Source organism: Streptomyces sp. NPDC055140 (assembly GCF_053607285.1).
On sequence record NZ_JBSGTG010000009.1, the window covers coordinates 1 to 21,151 of the forward strand.

Genomic DNA, 21,151 nt, shown 5'->3' on the forward strand with positions numbered 1-21,151 from the left:
TGGCATTCGTCGCCGCCGGAGGCGTAGTCGCCGAAGTAGTCGACCACGTCCTCGGGCCACTGGTTGGCCTCGGCCAGCAGCACCGTGTCCGGGTAGTGCGTGTCGACCTCGGCCCGTACGCGCTTGAGGAAGGCGTGGGAAGCGGGGAGGTTCTCGCAGTTGGTGCCTTCCTCGGCGTAGAGATAGGGCACCGCGTCGAGCCGGAAGCCGTCGATTCCCAAATCCAGCCAGAAGCGCAGCGCGGCGAGGATCTCCTCCTGGACGCGCGGGTTCTCGTAGTTGAGGTCCGGCTGGTGGGAGAAGAAGCGGTGCCAGTAGTACTGCTGGCGCACCGGGTCGAAGGTCCAGTTGGAGGACTCGGTGTCGACGAAGATGATCCGCGCGTCCTCGTACTGCTTGTCGTCGTCGGCCCAGACGTAGTAGTCGCCGTAGGGGCCGGTGGGGTCCTTTCGGGACTCCTGGAACCACGGGTGCTGGTCGCTGGTGTGGTTCATGACGAAGTCGATGATCAGGCGCATCCCGCGCTGGTGCGCGGCGTCGACGAACTCCACGAAGTCCGCGAGATTGCCGAACTCGGGCAGGACCGCGGTGTAGTCGGAGACGTCGTAACCACCGTCCCGCAGCGGGGACTTGAAGAACGGTGGCAGCCAGAGGCAGTCCACGCCCAGCCACTGGAGATAGTCCAGCCTGGAGGTGATGCCCTTGAGGTCGCCGACCCCGTCGCCGTTGCTGTCCTGGAAGGAGCGGACGAGGACCTCGTAGAAGACGGCACGTTTGAACCAGTCGGGATCCCGGTCCTTTGCGGGTGTGTCCTCGAAGGTGTCCGGGACGGGCTTGTTGACGATCATGTGGTGGGTGACCCTCCGGTGGGCGGTGAGGACGGTCGCAGGACGGTGAGGATGTGCGCGGGCGCGCGGCCCGGTTCCAGGCGCACATAGTTCGTCCTGCCCCATTGGAATGTGTCGCCGGTCAGCTCGTCGCGGACCGGCACGCTCGCGTGCGCGTCGAGTCCGAGCTGAGGCATGTCCAGAGAGACCGTCGCCTCCTGGGTGTGGTGGGGGTCGAGGTTGACGACCACCAGAACCGTGTCGGGGCCCGAGCGCTTGCTGTACGCGATCAATGCGTCGTTGTCGGTGTGATGGAAGTGGAGGTTCCTGAGCAGACGCAGGGCGCCGTGGTTCCGCCTGACGCGGTTCAGGGTGGTGATGAGCGGGGCGATGGAACGACCCGTCCGCTCGGCCGACTCCCAGTCACGCGGCCGAAGTTCGTACTTCTCCGAGTGCAGATACTCCTCGCTGCCCTCGCGGACCGGCGTGTTCTCGCACAGCTCGTACCCGGCGTACACCCCCCAGGTCGGGGAGAGCGTGGCCGCGAGCACGGCACGCACCTCGAAGGCGCGGCGGCCGCCCTTCCGGAGGTAGCCGGGCAGGATGTCGGGCGTGTTCACGAACAGGTTGGGACGCATGTAGGCGGCCGTGTCCCGGGAGAGCTCCGTGAGGTACTCGGTGAGCTCCTGCTTCGTGTCGCGCCACGTGAAATACGTGTACGACTGCTGGAAACCGGCCTTGGCGAGCGCCCGCATGATGGGGGGCCGGGTGAAGGCCTCGGCGAGGAACACCACGTCCGGGTCGCTGCGGTTGATGTCGGAGATCACCCGCTCCCAGAACACGACGGGCTTGGTGTGCGGGTTGTCGACGCGGAAGACGCGGACCCCGTGACGCATCCAGAAGCGCAGGACCCGGGTCGTCTCCTCGATCAGCCCCAGCATGTCCTGGTCGAAGGCGATCGGGTAGATGTCCTGGTACTTCTTCGGCGGGTTCTCCGCGTACGCGATGGTGCCGTCCGGCCGGTGGTGGAACCACTCGGGGTGCTTCTCCACCCATGGGTGGTCGGGCGAACACTGGAGCGCGAAGTCGAGGGCGATCTCCAGATCGAGTTCCGCGGCCCGGCGCACGAATGCGTCGAAGTCGTCGAGGGTGCCGAGGTCGGGGTGGATCGCGTCGTGACCGCCCTCGGGTGAGCCGACCGCCCACGGCACTCCGACATCCCACCGGTCGGCCGACAGACTGTTGTTCGGCCCCTTGCGGAAGGTGGTGCCGATGGGGTGGATCGGCGGCAGGTAGACCACGTCGAAGCCCATGGCGGCGACGGCGGGAAGGCGCTCGGCCGCCGTGCGGAAGGTGCCGCTCACCGGCCGCTCCCCGTCGCGGACCACGGCGCCCTCGGAGCGCGGGAACATCTCGTACCAGGCTCCGTACAGCGCCCGCTCGCGCTCCACGAGCAGGGGCATGGGCGCCGAGCGCGACACGTGTTCGCGCAGCGGGTGCTCCGCCAGGGCGGCGGTCACGTCCGGCGCGAGGGCCGCGGCGTGCCGGGCGGCGGGCGGCCTGCTCTCGTCGCGGAGCGCGTCCACGGCCGCGAGAACCGCGTACCGCCCAGCCTGTTCCGGGACGCCGGCGGCGGCCCGCTCGTGCAGCACGGCGCCTTCCTCCAGGATCAGCTCCGTGTCGATCCCGGCCGGGACCTTGATGCCGGCGGACCGGCGCCACGAGGACACGGGATCGCCCCACGCCTCCACCGTGTACGTCCAGTTGCCCACGCCGGTCGGGGTGACGTCGGCGCCCCAGCGGTCGCTGCCCGGGGACAGTTCGCGCATCGGGGTCCACCGGCCCGGCCGGCCGTCGGGGCCGCGCAGCACGACATTGGCGGCGACCGCGGCATGGCCCTCGCCGAAGAGCGTGGCGGAGACCTCGAACGTCTCGCCCGGGACCGCCTTCGCCGGACGCCTGCCGCAGTCGACGGCCGGGAGTACGTCCACGATCGGGACGCGGCCCGTCACCGTGCCTGGGTTCATCGGTTGCACCTCCGCCGCGCTCGAGGCAGGCCCGCTCTCGGTCGGGGGCCCGCCGGGTTCATATGCGCCACGGGACGCGCCGTCACTCGCACACCGGTTGGCCCGGCACGCGGCCGGGCACAGCAGGCTGTCATCGACGGGCTGCGTCCCTCCGGCGACACGCTACGGGAGCCGACCGGGCTCGGCCTGTCAGGAAATGTCCTGGTTCAGGCGTGTCGGCCGGCGTCCCGCTTCTGCCGGACGGTCCGGCCTCACCGCCCGCTGAGGGCGGCGACCGCGACCGCGGGTGCCGCGAGCGGCGGTGCGGCCATCGTCGGATGCTCCACGCTGGGACGGAGATAGCGCTCGGCCGCGTCGGCGGCCTCCCGCCCGCAGCGCTTCCCCATCAGCACGCACAGCGTGTAGGCCGTGTCCTCGAAGTGGGTCCGCACCTGGCGGTCGGCGGGTGCCGCGAGCCGCAGGCGTTCCCATGCGCGGTACTGCGCCAGATGACTGGCGACTTCGGTTTTGGTAGGCAGCAACATGTCGCTGTTCACTTCCCACTCTTGGAGCGCACGGTGCACCGGGTCGGTGCGCGGGGGCCGTGCACGGAGAGGTACCGAACCGTTACGCCGATCGGTACCCCGTCCCATGGTGCATTTGGCGGCACTTCCCGTCCTGTTGGAGCTTCAACGAGACCGGAAGCGGCTCCTCGTGTTGCACGAATGGAGTAGCGCTCTCATCCTGGGGCTGACTCAGGAGCGATCACTGCTCACGCTACGTGTTCGGGGTACGGCCCGTTGGGGGCGAACAACGAGCGGGAGCTTCGCCGGTGAGGAGCCGAAGACGATGAATACCGCAGTGCCCTGCTACTACCACCTCGACGTCGAGGTCAGCTCGGAGCGTGTCTCGCAGGTCAGGCGCATTCTGGCCGCCCACCTCCGGTACTGGAAGCTGGACATTCTCGTCGAGCCCGTCTGCCGCGGCGTCGAGGTGCTGCTTCACACGATCGACGAGCACGCCACGGACAAGAACACCACCGTTGAGATGTGGTGGAACGGCCAGCACCTGATCACCGCGGTGTCAGATCACGAGCGTGACCTGCCGGGCCCCCACTACGCCCCCCAGGGATGCCTCGCGGAGATCGCCGCGTTGAGCGACGGCTGGGGCGGCTGCGCCACGGCCACGGGAAAGATCATCTGGTTCTCCCGCCGTGCCCGTCTCGGCGAGCGCGCCCCGCTGGTCCCCGTCGGCCCCGCGCCACGCATCAGCGAGGCGCTCGAGATGCCGCGCGAGGTGCCGGTCCCGGCGTTCGCGGGCTCAGCGGTCACGGATCCGCTCGTGGTCGCAGCCCCGGCGGCCCGTGCACGCGGGCCCGAACTGTCCGTCCCACGCAGGGTGGTACGCCCGACGCCGGTGATGTGACATCAGCACCGCGCTCCGTCCGGAGCGCGTCGCACCGGGCCGCGGTCTGCTTCGGCAGCTGCGGCCCGGCGGCGTGTCAGGACGGCGGCACACGAGGGCCGGGCGCGCGGCAGACGAGGTGTGGGCGGCGCGGTGACGACATCGACTCCAAGATCATCCGTACGGTGGCCGGATGCTCACCTGGACCGGACGCCCCTATCCCCTCGGCGCGGCATTCGACGGCGACGGAACGAACTTCGCCCTGTTCACGGAGGTCGCCGAGCGCGTCGACCTCGTCCTCCTCCACGACGACGGCACCCACGACACGGTCACCATGACCGAGGTCGACGGCTTCGTATGGCACTGCTATCTGCCCGCCGTCGGCCCCGGCCAGCGCTACGGCTACCGGGTGCACGGCCCGTGGGACCCGGCGGCGGGCCACCGCTGCAACCCCGCGAAGCTGCTCCTCGACCCGTACGCCACCGCCGTCGACGGGCAGATGGACAACGACCCCTCACTCTTCGAGCGGACGGCCGGCGGACCGTCCCCGGCCGACAGCGCGCCGCACACCCTCGTCGCCGTGGTGACCGACAGCGCCTTCGACTGGGGCAACGACCGTCCGCCCCTGCGCCCGTACGCCGACACCGTCATCTACGAGGCCCACGTACGCGGCCTTACCCGCACCCATCCCAAGGTCCCCGCGAAACTGCGCGGCAGCTACGCGGGCCTCGCGCACCCGGCGGTCATCGAGCACCTGACCTCGCTGGGCGTGACCGCGGTGGAGCTGATGCCGGTGCACCAGTTCGCGCAGGACGGATTCCTGCGCGACCAGGGTCTGTCGAACTACTGGGGCTACAGCACGATCGGCTTCTTCGCCCCGCACAACGCGTACGCCGCCCAGGGCAGCCGCGGCGGGCAGGTCACCGAGTTCAAGTCGATGGTGAAGGCGCTGCACGCGGCCGGCCTCGAAGTGATCCTCGACGTCGTCTACAACCACACGGCGGAAGGCAACGAGAACGGCCCGACGCTCTCCTTCCGCGGCATCGACAACGCGTCCTACTACCGGCTCGTCGACGGCGATCCGGCGCACTACTACGACACCACCGGCACCGGGAACAGCCTGCTGATGCGGCACCCCAGCGTGCTCCAGCTCATCATGGACTCCCTGCGGTACTGGGTCACCGAGATGCACGTCGACGGGTTCCGGTTCGACCTCGCGGCCACACTCGCCCGGCAGTTCCACGAGGTGGACCGGCTCTCCGCCTTCTTCGACCTCATCCAGCAGGACCCGGTGATCGGCCGCGTCAAGCTCATCGCAGAGCCGTGGGACGTCGGCGAGGGCGGCTACCAGGTCGGCAAGTTCCCGCCCCAGTGGTCGGAGTGGAACGGCAAGTACCGCGACTCCGTACGGGACTTCTGGCGCTCCGGCGAGAACACCCTCGCCGAGTTCGCCTCCCGGCTCACCGGCTCCTCCGACCTCTACCAGCACGACAGCCGCCGCCCGCGCGCCAGCGTCAACTTCGTCACCGCCCACGACGGGTTCACCCTGCGCGACCTGGTCTCGTACGACGACAAGCACAACGAGGCCAACGGCGAGAACAACCGGGACGGCGAGAGCGCCAACCGGTCCTGGAACTGCGGCGACGAGGGCCCCACCGACGACGAAGGCGTGCTCGAACTGCGCGGCCGGCAGCAGCGCAACTTCCTCGCCACGCTGCTGCTCTCCCAGGGCATCCCCATGCTCGCCCACGGCGACGAACTGGGCCGCACCCAGCAGGGCAACAACAACGCCTACTGCCAGGACAACGAGATCTCCTGGACCGACTGGCGCCTGAACGAGGACCAGCGCGAGCTGATGGAGTTCACCCGGCGCACCATCGCCCTGCGAGCCGCCCACCCGGTGCTGCGCCGTCGCCGCTTCTTCCGCGGTGACACGCACACCCACGAGGGCCAGCCCCTGCCCGACCTCGTGTGGCTGCGCCCGGACGCGCGTGAGATGACGGACGAGGACTGGCAGCGCGGCGACGCCCACTCGGTGGCCGTGTTCCTCAACGGAGACGCCATCGCCGAGCCGAATCCGTACGGGCGGCCGGTGGTCGACGACTCCTTCCTGCTGCTCCTCAACAGCTACTGGAAGCCGGTCCGCTTCCGCCTCCCTGACGCCTCCTACGGCGAGCGGTGGACGACCCGGATCGACACCGCCGACCCGCAGGGCGTCGCGGACGAGACGGAACACAAGCCGGGCACCGACCTACTGGTCGAGGCGCGCAGCCTGGTCCTGCTGTCCCGGGAAGCCAGGACGGCACCCGACGTGGCGGGCTGAACGCGCCGTCCGGTGGGCCCGTTCCGTGACCGGCCCACCGGACGACACCCGCTCAGGCCCGCTTCAGACGCAGCGTCACCAGCTCGAAGGGGCGCAGCGTCAGCGTGATCCGGTCGCCGTCGCGCTCCGGGTCCGCCGTGTCGGCGAGCGGACGCTCAAGGAGGTCCGTCGCCGCCGCGGCAGCGATCTCGAAGCCCGCCGTGAGCGTGGCGCGCACCCGTCCGCCGCGGGACTCGTGGAAGCGGACCACCACATCGCCGCTGCCGTCGTCGGCCAGCTTGACCGCCGTCACCACCACCGCGTCATGGTCGACGCCCACCAGCGGAGCGACCTCGCCGGAGCCGGTCACGTGCCGCTGCGGCAGGTTGATCCGGTAGCCCTCGCGGACCGCGTCGCCGATGGCCGCGCCCGGCACCAGCGCGTGCCGGAAACGGTGCACACCCTGATCGGTCTCGGGGTCGGGGAAGCGCGGCGCGCGCAGCAGCGAGACGCGGACGGTGGTCGTCGTGCCCGAGTCGCTGTCCCGTACGGCCCGCGTCACGTCGTGGCCGTACGTCGAGTCGTTCACGAGCGAGACACCCCAGCCTGGCTCCTCGATGTGCACGAACCGGTGGTTGCACGCCTCGAACTTCGCCGCCTCCCAACTGGTGTTGGTGTGCGTGGGCCGGTAGAAGTGCCCGAACTGCGTCTCGGACGCGTACCGCTCGGCGTGGATGTCCAGCGGGAACGCCAGCTTCAGGAACTTCTCCGTCTCGTGCCAGTCGACCTCCGTGTCGATCCCGAGCCGCCGCTCACCGGCCGCCAGCGAGAGGACCTGGGTGACGCGCGAGTCGCCGAAGGTGCGCACGATCCGCACCGAGACGCCGTCGCCGGGGGCCACCTCGTCGGCGTCCACCAGATCGGTGACCGTGTTGCGGTAGAACTCGTCGACGTCCCACGCGTCCCACATGTTCGGGAAGTCCGGGTGGATCTGCAGCAGGTTCGCGGCCCGGCCCGGCGCCACGGTCTCGCGGCCCGCGACGAGGTCGTACGCGGACACGACCAGGCCCCGGGCGTCGACCTCCACCCTCAACAGCCCGTTGTCCAGGACGAATCCGCCCGCCGCGCGCGAAGCGATCGCTGCCTCGCCCTCGACGACCGGGGTGCGGGCGCCGCCCGCGGACACGCCGTCGCGGGTGTGCGGCGCCGAGTTGAAGACGAGCGTCCCCGAGCCCTCACCGGCCAGCGCGCGCTGGGCCGCGCCGATGATGCCGTTCAGCTCCTCCGCGACCCGCTCGTACGTCCTGCGCGCCTCGCGGTGCACCCAGGCGATCGACGAGCCGGGCAGGATGTCGTGGAACTGGTGCAGCAGCACCGTCTTCCAGATCCGGTCCAACTCCGCGTAGGGGTACGGGAATTCGGCCCGCACCGCCGCTGTCGCCGCCCACAGTTCGGCCTCGCGCAGGAGGTGCTCGCTGCGCCGGTTGCCCTGCTTCGTCCTGGCCTGGCTGGTGAGTGTGGCGCGGTGGAGTTCGAGGTAGAGCTCGCCGACCCAGACGGGCGGGTTCGGGTACTCCGCCTCCGCCTTCTTGAAGAACTCCTCCGGCGTCTCCCACACCACCTGCGCGGACCCTTCGAGGTCACGAAGGCGGGCCGCCTTGGCGACCATCTCGCGGGTCGTGCCGCCGCCCCCGTCACCCCAGCCGGTCGGTGCGAGCGAGTGCCGGGCGACCCCCTTGTCCTTGAAGTTCTTCGCCGCGTGGGCGATCTCGCCGCCCTTCATGGAGCAGTTGTACGTGTCCACGGGCGGGAAGTGCGTGAAGATCCGGGTGCCGTCGATGCCCTCCCACTGGAACGTGTGGTGGGGGAACTTGTTGGTCTGCGACCACGAAATCTTCTGCGTGAGCAGCCACTTGGAGCCGGCGGCCTTGATGATCTGCGGCAGCCCCGCGGCGAACCCGAAGGTGTCGGGCAGCCACGCCTCGTCGTTCTCGATGCCGAACTCGTCGAGGAAGAACCGCTTGCCGTGCACGAACTGACGGGCCATCGCCTCCGAGCCCGGCATGTTGGTGTCCGACTCCACCCACATGCCGCCTGCCGGCACGAACCGGCCGTCGGCGACCGCCTTCTTCACCCACGCCCACACCTCGGGCCGGTGTTCCTTGACCCAAGCCCACTGCTGGGCCTGCGACATCGCGAAGACGAAGTCGGGCTCGTCCTCCAGCAGCGCCGTCATGTTGGACGTGGTCCGCGCCACCTTGCGTACCGTCTCGCGCAGCGGCCACAGCCACGCCGAGTCGATGTGCGCGTGGCCGACGGCGCTGATGCGGTGCGCCGACGGGACAGCGGGCGCGGACAGGACGTCCGTCAGCTGTTCGCGGGCGGCGGCCGCCGTGCCGTTCACGTCCTGGAGGTCGACCGCGTCGAGGGCGCGTTCGACGGCGCGCAGGATGTCGTAGCGCCGCGCGGACTCCACCGACAGCTCGGCCATCAGCTCGCCGAGCACCTCGAGGTCCATGACGAGCTGCCACACGGTCTCGTCCAGGACCGCGAGATCCATCCGCGCCAGCGTGTACTGCGGCTCGCTGCCCGCGGTCTCCTTGTCGCCCAACTGCGTGGGCAGGAAGGGGTGGTAGTCGAGAATGACCGGGTTGGACGCCGCCTCGATGTGCAGGCGGACCTCCTCGCCGCCCTCCACGGGGGCGCCGATGCGCACCCACTGGTTGCGCGGGTTGAGCCCCTTCACCGGGGTGCCGTCCGGGCGGTAGACCAGGCCCTCGCACTGGAAGCCGGGCATGTTCTCGTCGAAGCCGAGGTCGAGGATCGCCTCGACGGTCCGGCCCGCCCAGGCCTCGGGCACGGTCCCGGTGACGCGGAACCAGCACGTGGCCCATGGAGCGCCCCAGCGCGCGCCCACCGCGATCGGCTCAGGCGTCGCCGCAAGCCCCTCGGTGACCGGCACCGGCTCACCCGGCGCGTTCCACACCGCGACCTCCAGCGGCACGGACTCGGGATACACGGCGGGTCGGATGCGCTCGTCGAGGACGCGCTTGAGACGAGCTTCGACCAGGGTGCGGTCGTCATGCATGAGGGGTACTCCGTAAGGTCCGAGGTGCGGGTGGTTACCAGGCGGGGGCGGTGGACGGGACGCTGTACAACTCCCCGACGCGGCGCACCTCGAATCGTGCGGTCCGCATCGGGGACGATCCATTACGGCGTCGTGCCGACGGTCCGCGTGACATCGTCCGGTGTGACCACTTCGGTGATGCCGCGCGCCGCCAGATGTTCCTTGTCGTCCGCGCGGCTCGCAAGGACCGTAGTGGGCCGGGCCCCGTCGGCGGTGAGCCGGGCGAAGGCCTCGAAGACGGCGCCGCCGGGGGCACATACCGAGCGGCGCGGGGCGGCCTCGTCGTCACCGGCGTCGACGACGAGCGCGGTGGTGCGAGGCGCGGGCGTACGGGGATGGGCGCGCCGGTCCGCGACGATGCGGGCGAGTTCCTTCGCGGCGGGTTTCGGCTGCCGCTCGCTCGTCAACAGGCCCAGGCTGTACTCGAGTTCGGGGAAGTCGGCGAGGTCACGGCTGACGTCGTGCGAGCACCACCAGGTCACGCCCCACAGGTCCGGACAGTCAAGGGCGTTCTCGACGGTCGCCTCGGTGAAGTGCGCCGCGTGCTCGGCCGGGACGAGGGGCGCGGGCGCGCCGACCTCCTGGAGCCAGACGGGCCGGTGCGGATCGCCGGCCCAGGCCTTGGACAGCTCGACGAGGTACGCGGCATGGTGCTCGGTCGCCGTCCCGGTGCGGCCGTGGCGCTGCGCCGTACCGTTGAACACCCACGAATGCACCGCGGTCAGAGCGCCGAGCCGTGCGGAGTGCGCGGGCGTGAACGGCTGGTCGTCCTGGTACCAGGCGGCGTCGTACGAGGCGTGCAGATGGATTCGCCCCGGTGCTCCCTCCTCGCACGCGGCGAGCACCCGACGCAGCCAACTCTGCGCCTGTTCCTGCGTGATGCGGTCCGGGTCGGGGTGCGGGCCCGCCGCGAACTGGTTGACCTCGTTGCCGATCGTCATGCCGATGAAATTGGGCCGGTCGGCGAGTGCCCCCGCGAGGGTGCGCAGATACGCCTCCTGGCCCTCGACCACATCAGGGTCGGTGAAGAGGTTCCGCCGGTGCCACGTCTGCGTCCATGCGGGCAGGAAGTCGAAGCTCGACAGATGCCCCTGCAGACCGTCCACGTTCACGTCGAGCCCGCGTTCGGCCGCCGCGTCGGCGAGCTGGACGAGCTGCTCGACGGCGCGCGGACGGATCAGGGTGCGGTTGGGCTGGAAGTAGGGCCACATCGGGAACACCCGGATGTGGTCGAGGCCCAGCGCGGCGATCGAGTCGAGATCGGCGCGCACGGCGTCGAGGTCGAAGTCGAGCCAGTGGTGGAACCACCCCTGGCTGGGGGTGTAGTTGACGCCGAAGCGCACGGCAGAAGTCATGCGGAGTCCTGGTTCTGTGGTACGTGGGGCCTCGGTGACGAGATGTCCGCGGTATGGGCGTCAGCCCTTGACGGCTCCTTCGCCGACCCCGCGGAAGAAGTACCGCTGGAGGCAGGCGAAGAGGATGATCAGCGGCGCGACGGCGATGATCGTGCCGGCCGCGACGATCCGCTCGTCGTTGGCGAAGGTGCCGTGCAGATAGTTCAGGCCGATGGTCAGGGTGAACTTCGCCGGGTCGCTGAGCACGATGAGAGGCCACAGGAAGTCGTCCCAGGCGCCCATGAACGCGAAGATCGCGACGACCGCCAGGGTGCCCTTCACGGACGGCAGCGCGATCCGCAGGAACCGCTGCCAGGCGTTCGCCCCGTCGACGTAGGCCGCCTCCTCGATCTCATAGGGCAGGTTGAGGAACGCGTTGCGCATCAACAGGACGTTCATGGCGGCGATGCAGCCCGGCAGGACCACGCCGACGAGCGTGTTGTTGAGGCCGAGTTCGCGCATCGTCGTGAACTGCGCGATGACGATGCTCTCGACGGGCACCAGCATCGCGAGGATGAACACGAGGGTCGCGATCTTGCGGCCGCGGTAGCGCAGCCGGGCGAGCGCGTAGCCCGCGAGCGCGGAGCCGACGCAGTTGGTGACCACGTTGGCGGTGGCGACCTTCAGGGAGTTGAACGCGTAGTCCCAGACGGGGATGGTGTCGGCGACGCGTTCGTAGTTGTGGAGCGTGGGGTCGGTCGGCAGGAACGTGGGCGGGGAGCTGAAGATGTCCTCGTGCGTCCCCTTGAGCGAGGTGGACAGTTGCCAGAGGAAGGGACCGACGGTGATCGCGAGCACGGCGAGCAGCAGCGCGTAGCGCAGCACGAGCTCCCAGACACGGATGCGCCGGCCGCTCTCGTCGGTGATGTGCGGCGCACGGCGGCGCCGAACCGGTTTGCGCGCCAGGGCTGTTGTGGCGCGGACGTCCTCGGTGACGCTCACGCGTCCTCCTTCCGGTCGGCGCGGAGCACGAGCAGCATCAGCGCGACGGTGACGACGAAGACGACGACGGAGATCGCCGAGGCGTAGCCGACGCGGCCGGTCAGGCCCGTGCCGGTGCGCTGCACGAGCATCACGAGCGTGGTGTCCTCGCCCGCGGGGCCACCGTTCGGCCCTGCCATCAGATAGACCTCGGAGAACACCTTGAAGGCGGCGACCGAGGAGAGCGCGGCGACCAGGACCATGGTGGAGCGCACGGCGGGCACGGTGACGGTGAAGAAGCGGCGCACCGCGCCCGCACCGTCCACCGAGGCGGCCTCGTGCAGCTCGCGCGGCACGTTGGCCAGTGCCGCCAGGTAAATGATCATGTAGTAGCCGAGGCCCTTCCAGACCGTGACGGCCATGGCGCTCAACAGGAGCAGCCACTGGTCGCTGAGGAAGCCGACCCTGCCGATGCCCACGGCTTCGAGCAGCGAGTTCACCAGACCGCGCTCGTCCAGCATCCACACCCAGATGAGGCCGACCACGACGATGGACGCGACCACCGGCGTGTAGAAGGCCGACCGGAAGAAGGTGATGCCCGGGATGTTCTTCTGGACGAGGAGGGCGAGCAGCAGCGGAAGGAGTACGAGGGCGGGGACGACCCCGACCATGTACAGGACGCTGTTGCGCAGCCCCGTCCAGAACATGTCGTCGTGCAGCAGCTCCCGGAAGTTGGCCAGGCCCACGAACTCGCCGGGGATCAGGGTCCGCCGGTCGGTGAAGGAGTTGACCAAGGTGGAGACGAACGGATACAGGATGAAGACGGCGACGACCAGCAGCCCGGGAGCGGCGAACAGCCAGGGGCTGGTGGGCAGATGGCGCCTGACGCGGGAGGAGGGCCGCTCGCCCGAGGCCTTCGCGGGTCGCGTCACCTCCGTGTTCGCCGAGGTATCGGCGGTGGTCTTCACGGTCGGAAGGGGACTCGTCATGATGTACGGCTCCGGGGCTCAGCCCTGCTGCTGGAGCAGCCGGTCGCAGGCCTTGACAGCGTTGTCAAGAGCGGTCTTGGGACTCTCCTTGCCCTGCAGGGCCTTGGCGACGGAGTTCCGCAGCTCGGTCTTCATCTGCTCGCTGAACAGGACCGGCGTGTAGTTGACCGCGGACTTCAGGGAGTCGGCCGCGGCGATCCGCACCCGCGTCTCGTCCGAGCCGTCCTGCTTCGTGAAGTACGGGTCGTCCAGGGAGCCGGCGGTGCTCGGGAAGATGGCGACCTGCTTGGCGAACTCCATCTGGTGCTGCGCGTCGGTGACGTAGTGCGCGAAGGCCACGGCCGCGGGCTTCTGCTTGGAGCGCGAGTTCACCATCACGCCCATCACGTACATGTTCACCTTGCCGGTGCTGGTGATCTGGTCCGTGATCCCGATGTTCTTGTAGAGGCTCGGCGCCTCCTTCTTGAACTTCGACAGGTCGAGCGCGCTGCCCGGGTTCATCGCCACGGCCCCGGTCAGGAACTTCTTGCCGGTCGACTCGGGCGTCGCGGTCAGGGCCTGCGGGTCGAGCGCCTTCGCGTCGTACAACTCCTTGTATTTCGTGAGGAGTTCGACACCCTTGGCGTCGTTGAACGCGAAGCCGGTGCCCTCCTTGTTCATGAGCGGGGCGCCGTAGCGGCCGAAGTCCTCGATGGTGGGCACGTTGGCGAGCGTGGCCACCTTGCCCTTGCTCTTCTTCGCGAGCTGGAGCGCGTCGTCGAACAGCGCGTCGTACGTCTTCGGGGGCTCGGACGCGTCGAGTCCGGCCTTCTTGAACAGGCCCTTGTTGTAGAAAAGCGGCCCGGTGTTGAGGTACCAGGGGAAGGCGTACGTGCCGTCCATGCCCGGTATCTGGTGGCTCGCCCAGGCGCCCGGCAGGTACTCCTTCTGGTACTTCGGCGCCGCCTTGTCGAGGTCGAGCGCGAGGCCGGCCTTGGCGAGCGGGGCCACGAGGTCGGGGGAGACGTTGACGACGTCGGGCAGTGTGCCGCCGGCGGCGTCCGCGCTGATCTTGTCGGCGTAGCCCTCGCCGGGCTGGTCGATCCACTTCACATGGGTGCCGGGGTACTTCTTCTCGAAGTCCTTGACCAGGCCGTCGAAGTACGGCTTGAAGTTGGCCCTGAGATTCCACGTCTGGAACGTGATGCTGCCTTGGATCTTGCCCGAGGCGTCCGTCGAGCCGCTGTCGTCACCCCCGGAGCCGCACGCGCTCAGCGGCAGGACGACAGCGATGGCGGCGGCAGCGGCTAGTGCTCTGCGAGAGATGGGCACGGTGACACGGCTCCTTTGCGGCGGCGTCGAATGTTGCCGTGCAGACCCTGCATTGCGATCACGGAAAAAGTCAATGCATTCTCGGAAACTTCTGTGAGTCGCAGAGAATAATGCCAGGTCAGGGCAGTGGAGTAGACCTTTTACAGTCCAAGACTAATGCGCTTTAGGGTCTTGAACTCAAGCGCATTAGTGCGCGGTGACATGCGCTACGCTGGTCGCGGAACCCGCCGGGGTTCCACGGGGAAAGGGGCAGCTGTGCCAGCCAAGCGGTCTCCCGCGCGTCGACCGACCATGAAGGACATCGCGCTCAGGGCGGGTGTCTCGGAGAGCGCCGTGTCCTTCGCGCTCAACGACCGGCCAGGGGTCTCCGAGGTCACCCGCGACCGGGTGCGGCGGGTTGCCGAACAGCTCGGCTGGCGGCCCAGCACGGCGGCCCGCGCCCTGTCCGGCGAAGGCGCGGCCACGGTCGGTCTGGTCGTGGCCCGCCCCGCGGACACGCTGGGCGTGGACTCGTTCTTCCTCCAGCTCATCTCGGGCATCCAGGAGGTCCTGGCTGAGCGTCACCTCGGCCTGCTGTTCCAGGTGGTGGAGGACGTCGAGGCGGAGTGTGCCGTCTACCGGCGCTGGTGGGCCGAACACCGGGTGGACGGCGTGCTCGTCGTCGACCCCCGCACCGCCGACCCGCGCCCCGCCCTCCTCGACGAACTCGGGTTGCCCGCCGTGGTGATCGGCGGAGTGCCCGACGCGGAGCACCACGGCATGTCGACGGTGTGGGCGGACGACGCCGGCGCGATGGCGTCGGTCGTCGACGAGCTGTACGCGCTCGGGCACCGCCGCATCGTCCACATCGCCGGTCTGCCGGGCCTCGCGCACACCGAGCGGCGCATCCGCACCCTGCGCGCCGAGGCCGAGCGGCGCGGACTGACCGAGGTGCGCTCCGTGACCACGGACTATTCGGACGCCGAGGGCGCCGCGGTCACGCGCCGCGTCATGGAGGGCGACACGCCCCCGACCGCGCTCGTCTACGACAACGACGTGATGGCCGTCGCCGGGGTCGCCGCCGCCGGTGAGCTGGGCTTCTCGGTCCCCGGCGACGTCTCGGTGGTGGCCTGGGAGGACTCCCCGCTGTGCCGCATGGTCAAGCCCTGGCTGTCGGCACTCTCCCGCGACACGGTCGAGTTCGGCCGCACCGCGGCCCAGGAACTGACGGCACTCCTGGACGGCGGCCCGTCGCGGACGGTGCAGGTGCCGCTGCCGGGCCTGATCGAGCGCGACAGCACGGGGGCGGCGCGGGGCGCCGAGATGGGCGCGAGCGCGGGCAACTGACCTGTGGCCGATGCCAGTTGCAGAGTTCTCGTCACGGACTCCCGCTCGCGTACCCCGCTCCCGTCAGTGGCCGTGCGGCAGCATCCGGCCGACGGCCTTCCACGCGTCGTGAACGCGGCCGTGATGAGCGGACGCTGCCACCGGCCCGGCCGCGCGCGGCGAAGGCATCGCCGGCGGCTCCCAGTCGCAGGGCGGAGCCGTACGGGCGGTGCGCGGTCCGCCGCACTCCTCCTCAGGCCCCCTGACCGCGTCGTGTTCCTTGAGCGCCACGCTGATGAGTGTCAGCAGGAGTGCCACGTCGTCGTCGCAGTCGAGCAGCACGGTGATCCACGAGGCGCCGGGGCGCACCCGGATCGCGGTGCTGTCGCGCAGCTGCGGAAGGAGGCGTTCGACCGCCGTCCGGGTGAGGTACAGATCTGCCGCATCGTTGGCATGGAAATGCACGATGTCGCACCCCGCTGTCCCGAAGGAGCGCCCTACGGCGCACCGGGGAGAGCCACTTACCAGGTTCGGCCACGACTCCAACTGGGTCATGGCGCGATGGGCCGCGGTCATGTGGACATGGTTGCGCACTCTTCACCCCGTCAACCAGCCCTATTCACGGCCTGCTTGATTAATCGGCGGTTTCGGGAACCTCACGGGGGCGGAAGGGGACGGACCGACCCGGTGTCGAGGCCCGCGAGCAGCGCTGCCCGGAACGTCTCGCGCCGGGCGCCGAGCCACGCCTGGATCCGGTCCCAGCGCTCCCAGCCGCCGCGGTCGCGCAGCGCCTGGACGTAGGCGGGGTCCCCGTCGGCCACGCGCCGGGCGACGAACGCCCGGCACACCTCGGCGGCCTGCTCGACGACCTCCGGCAGTTCGGCGCGCTCCCGCGGCGAGAGCCCGTAACCGTCCGCGAGGAGCCGCAGCCGGCCCGGGGCGTCCAACGGGTGGGAGGGGTCAGGTACCGGATAGAACGGGGCCGCGGACTCGGGGTCCCGCATCGGGACCCAGTAGCCGGCGGTCATCGCGACATCCCAGACCGGGCGCCCCGGGGCCGCCTGGTCGAAGTCGATCAGGGCCACGGCGCGGCCGTCCCGGAAGACGACGTTCTCCAGGCACACATCGTTGTGGCACAGCATCGTTCCGCCCTCGGGATCGGCCAGCTCCCCGGACCAGCCGGCGGACACGTCCACCGCGACGCGCGCACTCGCCTCGTGCAGCCGTCGCAGCAGGACCCCGACAGACCGGAGCGCGGTCTGCGACATGGCCCACGGCGGAAACGGCGGGACGGCCACGTGGCCGGGAACGAACCCCAACTGCTCACGCCCGTCGGCACGGACGCCGACCGGCACCGGAGCCGCGTCGAATCCCTGATGCCTCAGCGCCGCGAGGTAGGCGTGGAGCGCCCGGACATTCGGCGGTGCCGGCCGCTCGACCACGTCGCCCCGCCGGAAGACCGCGCCCGCGTTCATCATGCCGCCCGCCAGTTCGTGGCTGTCCGCAGGTCCCGTGTCCCCAGTCATGCCCGTCACACTAGCGGCGTGGCCCCGGCCGTGGTGCCCGAGTCGCTACGGTGCTGACGTGACCGGATCCGAGCACCTTCCGCTGCTCTTCCTCGACGTCGACGGGCCGCTGATTCCGTTCGGTGGCCCGCCGGACTGCTACCCGACGTATCCTCTGCGCCGACCGGGACGCCCCGACCCGCTGGGCGCGGACCTGAACCCCCTGCTGGCCAGGATCAACCCCGACTATGGGCCCCGGCTCGCGGCGCTCCCGTGCGAGCTCGTCTGGGCGACGACCTGGATGGACGACGCGAACGACTGCGTCGCCCCGCTGCTCGGACTGCCGCGGTTGCCGGTCGTGGACTGGCCGGATCCGCCGGTGCGGGAGGAGTGGCACGGCGCCCGCGGACTCCACTGGAAGACCCGCGCCCTGGTCGGCCTGGCGAAAGGCCGACCCTTCGCATGGGTCGACGACGAGATCACCGACATCGACCGCGCCTGGGTCCTCGCGCATCACGCGGACGGTGCCCTGCTGCATCGCGTAGACCCTCGACAGGGCCTCACCGAAGCCGACTTCGCCGTCCTGGACGAGTGGTTGCGCGCGGCCGCGGACTGACCCGGGGCGGTGCCGGCAGGACGGATGGTCAGACCGCCGCCGTCGCGGTGCCGTCGGTGAGGAGTTCCGCGATCACATGGCGGGCGATGTCGGCCATCACCGGGTTGCTCTCCCTGTAGTGCCGGAGCTCCAGAAGGGCGACCGACAGGGCCCAGCCGCGGCCCCGCGCCCAGGCGTCGTCGTCCGCGCCCGAGCCGGTCCGGAAGACCTCGCGCGCACCGGCGGGCAGCAGGTACCAGGCCGCGATGAGGTCGACCGCCGGGTCGCCCAGGCCGAGGCACCCGAAGTCGATGACGGCGCTGAGCCGTTCGTTCGCGACGAGCACGTTCCCTGGCTGCAGATCCGCGTGGATCCACACGGCGGGCCCGGCCCACCCGTGCGCCCGCAGGGCCGACTCCCAGACGGCGGTCGCCCCGTCCCCGTCCAGCTCAGCACGCAGCTCATGGATCGCCGAACGCGTCACCTCGTCCCGCTCCGCCAGCGGCTCGCTGCGGTAGGAAGCGGGCCCGCCGGTGGCGTCGACTCGCCGGAGTACGGTGACGAACTCCGCCAAGTCCTCTGCCAGCAGCGCCGGTTCGGGGGTGCGGCCCGGGGCGGGGTTGGCGCCGTCGAGCCAGCGGTAGACGGACCACGGCCACGGGTAGCCCTCGCCTGGAGTTCCCTTGCCCAGCGGCGTGGGGATGGCCACAGGGAGCGCTCCGGCGAGCAGCGGCAGCCACCGGTGCTCCTTCTCCACGTCCTGCGCGGAGCCCGCAAGCCGGGGGAGCCGCACGGCCATGTCCTCGCCGAGGCGGTACATGGCGTTGGACGTACCCGCCGAGACGACCTCGGTGAGCGCCAGCCCTGCCCACTCAGGGAACTGCGCGTCGATGAGCCGGCGCACCAACGAGGCGTCGATGTCCGCCTCTTCGGGCCGCAACTTACGAGCACACATGGAAGCCTTTCGCTTGAAGTGCTCTCCTCCCTTCGCAAGCTCGGGAAGGAGATTCCCACCTACCTTGCGGGGGCGGGCTTGGCGCCACGGGTGCGCCTGACGACTGCCCTCCCGGCAGCCGGGATCGCCACAAGTCCGATCCGGTACAGGTGCAAGATGTTCCGGGCCGCGTTCCAGTCGGCGTTGCCGGACCAGCCGCAGTCTGGGTTCTTGCACACGAACGTGGCCTGGCCTTCCCGGCTGCCGGGCGTGAGGAAGCCGCATCCGGAGCAGCGCAGGGAAGTGTTCGGGGCGGGGACCTTGACGAGGGTCCCGCCGTGGCGGGCGGCCTTGTACGTCAGCATGGTCACCGTGCGGCCCCATGCCTCCTGACTGATGGAGCGGTTCAGTCCGGACTTCTGCGCAACGTTGACTCCGGGGTTCTCACAAGTGCCCTTGGCCGACTTGACCATGTTCGTGATGTTGAGTTGTTCGACCACGAATGTGCCGTAGGTGCGGGCGAGGTTCGTGGTGGTCTGGTGCTGCCAGTCAACGACTCGGCGCGTGGCTCTTGCGCGGAGCTGCTTGATCTGGTCGTAGGTGCGGTTCAGCCGGTTGGAGCTGCGCGCCTTCGGCTTGTGGAAGGACTTGCGGTGCGCGGCCCGTTGTTCCAGGCGGAGCAGCTTGGCCTTTTCATCCGGGTTCAGCCACTTGTCCCGGTCGGCGGTGCCATCCGGGAGCCGGGCGGGTCGTCCGTGATCTTGATGGTTGCCATCGGACAGGGCAAGGGGAAGGTTGACACCGGCGTCGATGCCGATCTCAGGGCCACTGTGCGGCTCAGGCTTTGATTCCAGAGTCTGGACGCGGAAGGCGATATGCCATCCGAGTCCGTCTTTGACCAGCCGTGCCCCGGTGATCCGATTCTCCCTGTCGGCGAGCTTGCCGACAGGGAGAGCCTTGGTCCAGCAAAAGCGGACACGTCCGACCTTGGGGATGTTGACCATGCCCCATCGGCGGTGCACCCGCTTGATCTGCAGATCGCGGCCCTGTGGGATGTCGACAGACATGGCGGTGCGGAAACGGGCCTTGAAGTTCGGCTCGTCCGCCCGCCGGTCCCAGCAGTTCCGCCACGCCTGGAAGTACGTCTTCAGCACCGCCTGCGCGGCCTGAGCCGGGAGCACTCCGAGCCAGTCGATCTCCTTGCGCGCCTGGCGGATCGCAGCATCAGCGGCGACCAGGGAACGCTTGTCCTTGGGGAGCATCGTCCACCAGTCGTGGAGGCAGTTCCACATCGCTCGTGCGGCGTGCGCCTGGTCGTCCATGAGCCGGGTCTGTGCAGGCGTCAGCGCCAGCCGGGCACGGTGCCCGAACTGCCGCTTCTCCCAGACAAGTTCGCTCATCACGATCACTCTACGACGGTTGGCTTATGCTGACGCGCACTGAGGAGATCATGCGCGAGGTCTGCAGGGACTTCGAGGCCGAACTCAAGCAGTTCAACGGCGAGCAGGACAGGCCGCCGGCCCAGCTATTAACCGGCGGCGGCTCTCCGTCGGCCCTCACCCGGCTCGACGCCCGACCTGGGCGTCGAGCGCGGCGCAGAGCCAGTCGTGGGTGGCCCCCGGCGTCGGCCGCGAAGGACCGGTCAGCTCGGCGACGAGCTGCCAGTAGTGGTCGATCCGCGGATCCGCGGCCAGCACCCCACTGAGCGCACGGCGGAACGCGGGGGTGTCACGTACGCCCCGTGAGGCGGCGTAGGCGGAGACGAAGCAGTCCAGCGCCTCGCCCTCCCGGGGTGACCGCTGGTCGCACAGGTGCGGCGACGCCAGTGCGTAGGCCTCGCTGAGCCCCTCGTAGAGCACCCCGGGGCGGAACCCGTCTTCCGTACGATGTGCCGCCGGCTGGCCGCGGTCGCCGCCCTCGCAGGAGCGCGAGGTGAAGGCGTGCAGCCGGGCGAAGGTCAGGACGTGGGCCGGAGTCGGTTCCGACGGAGGCTGCGGTACGGCCTGTTCGAGGACGGCGGAGACGACATGCGCGGGCATCCGGGGCGGCAGCCACCGGCGCCAGAAGCGGGCCGGTGCGGCCGTACTGGGCGGGGCGGACATCGCGCCGACGAGCAGCAGCCGCTCGGCGCGCTCGGCGGGCGTGCAGTCCTGGAGCAGCTGAAGCGCGGCCTCCCTCCAGCGCAGCGCGGCCAGTTGAGAGCCGATGTCCCGCAACTGCCCCGCGACGACGTCCTCAAGAGTGCCGTCCAGCCCGTCCTCCTCGCGCAGGACGCGGCGCACGTCCGGCACCGGCAGGTCGAGGGCGCGCAGGGAGCGGATGACGCGGAGCCGGTCGAGCGCCTCAGGCCCGTACCGGCGGTGGCCGCCCGTACTGCGGGGGCCTTCGGGCAGCAGACCGCGGTCCGAGTAGAAGCGGACCGTCTTGACGGTGACGCCCGCGCGCTCGGCGAGTTCCCCGATGGACCACATGCTGTCGGCGGGCACGGCTTGAACCTCCCTCAGAGGGAGTTCCTACGGTACCGGCGAGCG

The 21,151-nt window shown here is 70.0% G+C and carries 17 protein-coding genes and 1 pseudogene; 5 read left to right on the top strand and 13 right to left on the bottom strand.

The annotated features are described in order from the left end of the window. The 3 genes from ACWFR4_RS18660 to ACWFR4_RS18670 all read right to left on the bottom strand — a co-directional run. Nucleotides 1–848, bottom strand: an 848-nt coding sequence (locus tag ACWFR4_RS18660; RefSeq protein ID WP_453653366.1) for an alpha-amylase family glycosyl hydrolase, incomplete at its 3' end; no start/stop codon positions are given. After that, complete coding sequence (locus ACWFR4_RS18665; protein WP_453653368.1) at nucleotides 845–2,854, bottom strand: alpha-1,4-glucan--maltose-1-phosphate maltosyltransferase; 2,010 nt, start codon at nucleotides 2,852–2,854, stop codon at nucleotides 845–847. The genes ACWFR4_RS18665 and ACWFR4_RS18660, both read right to left, overlap by 4 nt. Before the next feature lie 251 nt (nucleotides 2,855–3,105). Further along, on the bottom strand, nucleotides 3,106–3,378 hold the full coding sequence (locus tag ACWFR4_RS18670) for a DUF5133 domain-containing protein (RefSeq protein ID WP_453653370.1): 273 nt from the start codon (nucleotides 3,376–3,378) through the stop codon (nucleotides 3,106–3,108). 304 nt (nucleotides 3,379–3,682) lie between these two features. Here ACWFR4_RS18670 and ACWFR4_RS18675 point away from each other — a divergent pair, with 304 nt between their 5' ends. Together ACWFR4_RS18675 and glgX are read left to right on the top strand one after the other, a co-directional pair. Continuing rightward, a complete protein-coding gene (locus tag ACWFR4_RS18675) occupies nucleotides 3,683–4,258 on the top strand; it encodes a pep a2 (RefSeq protein ID WP_453468906.1) in 576 nt (191 codons plus the stop codon). Nucleotides 4,259–4,430: 172 nt separating this feature from the next. Beyond that, nucleotides 4,431–6,560, top strand: a complete 2,130-nt coding sequence (gene glgX, locus ACWFR4_RS18680; RefSeq protein ID WP_453468905.1) for a glycogen debranching protein GlgX — start codon at nucleotides 4,431–4,433, stop codon at nucleotides 6,558–6,560. Nucleotides 6,561–6,612: 52 nt separating this feature from the next. On the opposite strand, the gene ACWFR4_RS18685 is transcribed toward glgX, so the two are convergent. From ACWFR4_RS18685 to ACWFR4_RS18705, 5 genes are all read right to left on the bottom strand, one after another. Beyond that, nucleotides 6,613–9,627, bottom strand: a complete 3,015-nt coding sequence (locus ACWFR4_RS18685; protein ID WP_453653372.1) for an alpha-mannosidase — start codon at nucleotides 9,625–9,627, stop codon at nucleotides 6,613–6,615. A gap of 122 nt (nucleotides 9,628–9,749) precedes the next feature. Next, the gene (locus ACWFR4_RS18690; RefSeq protein WP_453468884.1) at nucleotides 9,750–11,021 is read right to left on the bottom strand and encodes a glycoside hydrolase 5 family protein; all 1,272 of its coding nucleotides are present in this window, start codon (nucleotides 11,019–11,021) and stop codon (nucleotides 9,750–9,752) included. A gap of 60 nt (nucleotides 11,022–11,081) precedes the next feature. After that, the gene (locus ACWFR4_RS18695) at nucleotides 11,082–11,966 is read right to left on the bottom strand and encodes a carbohydrate ABC transporter permease (protein WP_453468887.1); all 885 of its coding nucleotides are present in this window, start codon (nucleotides 11,964–11,966) and stop codon (nucleotides 11,082–11,084) included. 32 nt (nucleotides 11,967–11,998) lie between these two features. Further along, nucleotides 11,999–12,970, bottom strand: a complete 972-nt coding sequence (locus ACWFR4_RS18700) for a carbohydrate ABC transporter permease (protein WP_453468885.1) — start codon at nucleotides 12,968–12,970, stop codon at nucleotides 11,999–12,001. 18 nt (nucleotides 12,971–12,988) lie between these two features. After that, entirely contained in the window at nucleotides 12,989–14,281 is a 1,293-nt protein-coding gene (locus ACWFR4_RS18705; protein WP_453653374.1) for an ABC transporter substrate-binding protein, read from the bottom strand. Between the two features lie 255 nt (nucleotides 14,282–14,536). On the opposite strand from ACWFR4_RS18705, the gene ACWFR4_RS18710 reads away from it, so the two are divergent. Then, the gene (locus ACWFR4_RS18710) at nucleotides 14,537–15,607 is read left to right on the top strand and encodes a LacI family DNA-binding transcriptional regulator (protein ID WP_453468054.1); all 1,071 of its coding nucleotides are present in this window, start codon (nucleotides 14,537–14,539) and stop codon (nucleotides 15,605–15,607) included. A 63-nt stretch (nucleotides 15,608–15,670) separates the two neighbouring features. Here the strand turns inward: ACWFR4_RS18710 and ACWFR4_RS18715 are convergent, their stop codons facing one another. Together ACWFR4_RS18715 and ACWFR4_RS18720 are read right to left on the bottom strand one after the other, a co-directional pair. Beyond that, on the bottom strand, nucleotides 15,671–16,051 hold the full coding sequence (locus ACWFR4_RS18715; protein WP_453468053.1) for a luciferase domain-containing protein: 381 nt from the start codon (nucleotides 16,049–16,051) through the stop codon (nucleotides 15,671–15,673). A gap of 191 nt (nucleotides 16,052–16,242) precedes the next feature. Further along, a complete protein-coding gene (locus ACWFR4_RS18720; protein ID WP_453653376.1) occupies nucleotides 16,243–17,112 on the bottom strand; it encodes a phosphotransferase in 870 nt (289 codons plus the stop codon). A 58-nt stretch (nucleotides 17,113–17,170) separates the two neighbouring features. Here ACWFR4_RS18720 and ACWFR4_RS18725 point away from each other — a divergent pair, with 58 nt between their 5' ends. Next, a complete protein-coding gene (locus tag ACWFR4_RS18725; protein WP_453468051.1) occupies nucleotides 17,171–17,707 on the top strand; it encodes an HAD domain-containing protein in 537 nt (178 codons plus the stop codon). Between the two features lie 28 nt (nucleotides 17,708–17,735). On the opposite strand, the gene ACWFR4_RS18730 is transcribed toward ACWFR4_RS18725, so the two are convergent. Further along, the gene (locus ACWFR4_RS18730; protein ID WP_453468050.1) at nucleotides 17,736–18,641 is read right to left on the bottom strand and encodes an aminoglycoside phosphotransferase family protein; all 906 of its coding nucleotides are present in this window, start codon (nucleotides 18,639–18,641) and stop codon (nucleotides 17,736–17,738) included. A gap of 59 nt (nucleotides 18,642–18,700) precedes the next feature. Next, on the bottom strand, nucleotides 18,701–20,020 hold the full coding sequence (locus ACWFR4_RS18735; RefSeq protein ID WP_453653378.1) for an RNA-guided endonuclease InsQ/TnpB family protein: 1,320 nt from the start codon (nucleotides 20,018–20,020) through the stop codon (nucleotides 18,701–18,703). 26 nt (nucleotides 20,021–20,046) lie between these two features. Between ACWFR4_RS18735 and ACWFR4_RS18740 the strand changes: the two are divergent. Beyond that, nucleotides 20,047–20,130, top strand: a pseudogene (locus ACWFR4_RS18740) (IS200/IS605 family transposase); the annotation flags it as partial. A 46-nt stretch (nucleotides 20,131–20,176) separates the two neighbouring features. Here ACWFR4_RS18740 and ACWFR4_RS18745 read toward each other — a convergent pair. Further along, a complete protein-coding gene (locus ACWFR4_RS18745; RefSeq protein WP_453468831.1) occupies nucleotides 20,177–21,106 on the bottom strand; it encodes a helix-turn-helix domain-containing protein in 930 nt (309 codons plus the stop codon). Nucleotides 21,107–21,151 lie beyond the last annotated feature (45 nt).

What these genes read in the sequence shown, in the direction of transcription:
- ACWFR4_RS18665 (WP_453653368.1), bottom strand. Translation starts at nt 2,854, where the DNA reads ATGAACCCAGGCACGGTGACGGGCCGCGTCCCGATCGTGGACGTACTC.
- ACWFR4_RS18670 (WP_453653370.1), bottom strand. Translation starts at nt 3,378, where the DNA reads ATGTTGCTGCCTACCAAAACCGAAGTCGCCAGTCATCTGGCGCAGTAC.
- ACWFR4_RS18675 (WP_453468906.1), top strand. Translation starts at nt 3,683, where the DNA reads ATGAATACCGCAGTGCCCTGCTACTACCACCTCGACGTCGAGGTCAGC.
- glgX (WP_453468905.1), top strand. Translation starts at nt 4,431, where the DNA reads ATGCTCACCTGGACCGGACGCCCCTATCCCCTCGGCGCGGCATTCGAC.
- ACWFR4_RS18685 (WP_453653372.1), bottom strand. Translation starts at nt 9,627, where the DNA reads ATGCATGACGACCGCACCCTGGTCGAAGCTCGTCTCAAGCGCGTCCTC.
- ACWFR4_RS18690 (WP_453468884.1), bottom strand. Translation starts at nt 11,021, where the DNA reads ATGACTTCTGCCGTGCGCTTCGGCGTCAACTACACCCCCAGCCAGGGG.
- ACWFR4_RS18700 (WP_453468885.1), bottom strand. Translation starts at nt 12,970, where the DNA reads ATGACGAGTCCCCTTCCGACCGTGAAGACCACCGCCGATACCTCGGCG.
- ACWFR4_RS18720 (WP_453653376.1), bottom strand. Translation starts at nt 17,112, where the DNA reads ATGACTGGGGACACGGGACCTGCGGACAGCCACGAACTGGCGGGCGGC.
- ACWFR4_RS18730 (WP_453468050.1), bottom strand. Translation starts at nt 18,641, where the DNA reads ATGTGTGCTCGTAAGTTGCGGCCCGAAGAGGCGGACATCGACGCCTCG.
- ACWFR4_RS18735 (WP_453653378.1), bottom strand. Translation starts at nt 20,020, where the DNA reads ATGAGCGAACTTGTCTGGGAGAAGCGGCAGTTCGGGCACCGTGCCCGG.